The organism is Gemmatimonas sp. (assembly GCF_031426495.1).
Lineage (GTDB): Bacteria > Gemmatimonadota > Gemmatimonadetes > Gemmatimonadales > Gemmatimonadaceae > Gemmatimonas.
On record NZ_JANPLK010000087.1, the window covers coordinates 1 to 2,538 of the forward strand.

The following is a 2,538-nucleotide window of genomic DNA, read 5'->3' on the forward strand; positions in this document are numbered from 1 at the left end:
TTGAGCCCGCCCGCGATCCCGATCGGATCCTCCTGCGTGAACCGCGCGCTCACCGGATCGTAGTGCCGGTTGCGGCGGAAGAACGTGCCCGTCGCGTCCGCCTTGTCGGTCAGCAGGGTCCCTTGGAACGCCTGCACCCGATACGCCGGCCGGGCAAACGCGGCCCAGTACGCGGGCACCGACACCACCATCGTATCCGGCTTGGGCGTGGGCCCGCCGCTCAGCGCCACGCACACCAGCGCGCCGTCCCCGCAGGACACCCGGCTCAGGGCGCCCAGCCCATTCCAGTGCAGCGCCAGGCTCCGCGCCGCATGCGACACCAGCGTCCCCGCGCGGCGGCCCACGTGGCCGTAGCGCGGCCGCCCCGCCGGTTGGTCGAGCGCCACCCCCGGCACGTACACCACGCGCCCAAAGAACGGATTCGGATCTTCGCCATTGAGCAGCGGGAGCGCCGGCACGAACCGGTCGTTGTTCTGCACGCTGTCCGGCACCGACGTCGACTGCCCGGCGTAGCGGATCGGCACCTGGATCTCGGCCAGCTCCCGGTCCCCGTCCCACACCGTGCGCCGCCACGTGCTCACGTCGCACGCCACCGCCGTGGAGAAGAACAGCCCCACATCGCAGCGCCGGTCGGTCCGCACCCACACCCGCCGCCCGAACGCGTCGCAGCGATAGCGACAGTTCGCATGTTGGATCGAAAGGCGGCGCCCCACACGACACGGAATGATCGGGCTTCATCAATACGTGCTTGCAACGTCACCCTCATCGATGTGGCACAATCGACGGTCTTAACCACAAACTCGTGAGTCGATTCCCGTCGAGCGACGCAGCGACAGAACTTGCAAACTCAATAATCCTCACGGTCTCCAACAGGATTGGTCGATCGGTTGAACAAAGCCAACCGCTCGTTTCGTCATAGTAGGTCGACCACCGCTCCGATTCCGAAATGACGTAGCTCACTCCGGCGTCCAACGCGAAGGTAGGAACGCATCGAATACTCGCGGATTCGAATTCCACAGGTGACAGTTGCCGCCGAATCCAAGCCCCCGAAGGGAAATAGCCCCAAGGGTACATCAGCAGTCCAGAGGCTACCGCGACTTCGATCTGGAGTGTTCCGACGGACAGGCTCGCGCTCCCCCCAACTCCCGTCCGGGTAGAGACAGCGTTCAAGAAACTCGGCTCAAAATCAATAGAGTGTTCCGATTGCACATAGAGCAGTGCCCCTTGGATTGGAGGCAGGGAGGTGTCGATCTCGAAGAACATCACTATTTCTTGGACTTGAAGAGGAAGTGCACCACCTCGTTCTTGTTTAGATCTACAACGCGGCCAGGGTTTCGCAGCGCGTTGTTGCGTACGACGCGACAACGCGCCGTCCTTCGGCTGCTGGAAGCGATGCACAATTCGCGGCGCCGTGCGACGGCGCTCCGTGCGAGAAGCAGCGCTAAGTGAGTTGTGCCAGATTGGCTCACAACAGCAGCCCGCCAGCTTAGGATGACGTGATACGCTCTTCAAGCCACAGGCTGAAATCTCCTGCGATCTCTTCCGCTTCTTGATCTGACGACTCGTCATGATTCCAAAACACTACTGGTTTGTTCAGTCGCCATTCAGTGGTGTCGATGCAGAGGAGGTTGCCCAGTCCATCTGTACAGATTGGCAGAAGCTTCTTCGGAAGCGGTGGCACTGCCTCGGTCCGTTCACTCGTAGTGATATGTACGACGTCAAGGAATGGCGGGACGTCAGCTCCAAGTCCGAAGATCTCTAAGCCGCCCACACCGCCCCACCCGAATTGCTGCAGGAACTGCCGATACGACGCTGGAAAGGAGACTTCGAGAATCTCTTCAGCGGCCGAGATAGCGCAGTCTTCTGCACCGCCACCGAATGCGGCGCTCTCATCTTGTCGCATCTTCGCGATCAAGTGGTCTTCAAGCATCTCTCAATTCTCGTCATCAGGAGGGTGGTTGCGTCTATAGTTCTCACCAAGTCGGTGAGCGGACCTCGACAATATTTCTAGGTTGCTGATATCGTTAGTCCCGGTCTTGTTCAAAGGATCTTTGTGATGGAGTTCCAACGGGAACCCATCCGGTCCAATTGGGGCTTTTCCACCACGCATTCGTAATAGATCAGCTGCCGAGTACGCTCCGGAATTGGTGGCTGCTTCATTCAGCCAGAATTTCGTGCGCACTGCCCCGAACTCTGCTCTCAGCGTCAGAGAACTTCCTCCACGTGCCGTTCCACCAACGCCGAACGACAGCGCCATGCACATCGCATCACTCCTGCAGGCTGCAGTCCGCTGCTGCCCTGCGGCGCGTGCCGCTCCGATTGCTGTAGCAACATTCGACAGTGCGTTTGAAGCTCCGCCGACGAAGTCGGTCAGAATGCACTGCAGCGCGCCCAAACCCGTCGCCATCGGATTTGGACACAACCCAAACGGATCCCCAAAGTTCACCGGATCCCCGCCCGCAAACCCATACAGGTTGAGCCCGCCCGCGAGCCCGATCGGATCCTCCTGCGTGAACCGCGCGCTCACCGGATCGTAGT

At 60.7% G+C, this 2,538-nt stretch carries 2 protein-coding genes and 1 pseudogene; all 3 read right to left on the reverse strand.

The window, feature by feature from the left end; genetic code table 11:
- A pseudogene (locus RMP10_RS22950) lies at window positions 1-641 on the reverse strand (hypothetical protein); the annotation flags it as partial.
- A gap of 845 nt (window positions 642-1,486) precedes the next feature.
- Window positions 1,487-1,930 (reverse strand): SMI1/KNR4 family protein, encoded by a 444-nt coding sequence (locus tag RMP10_RS22955; protein WP_309671112.1) that lies wholly within the window; start codon window positions 1,928-1,930, stop codon window positions 1,487-1,489.
- A 3-nt stretch (window positions 1,931-1,933) separates the two neighbouring features.
- Window positions 1,934-2,538, reverse strand: a 605-nt coding sequence (locus RMP10_RS22960; protein WP_310572397.1) for an RHS repeat-associated core domain-containing protein, incomplete at its 5' end; no start/stop codon positions are given.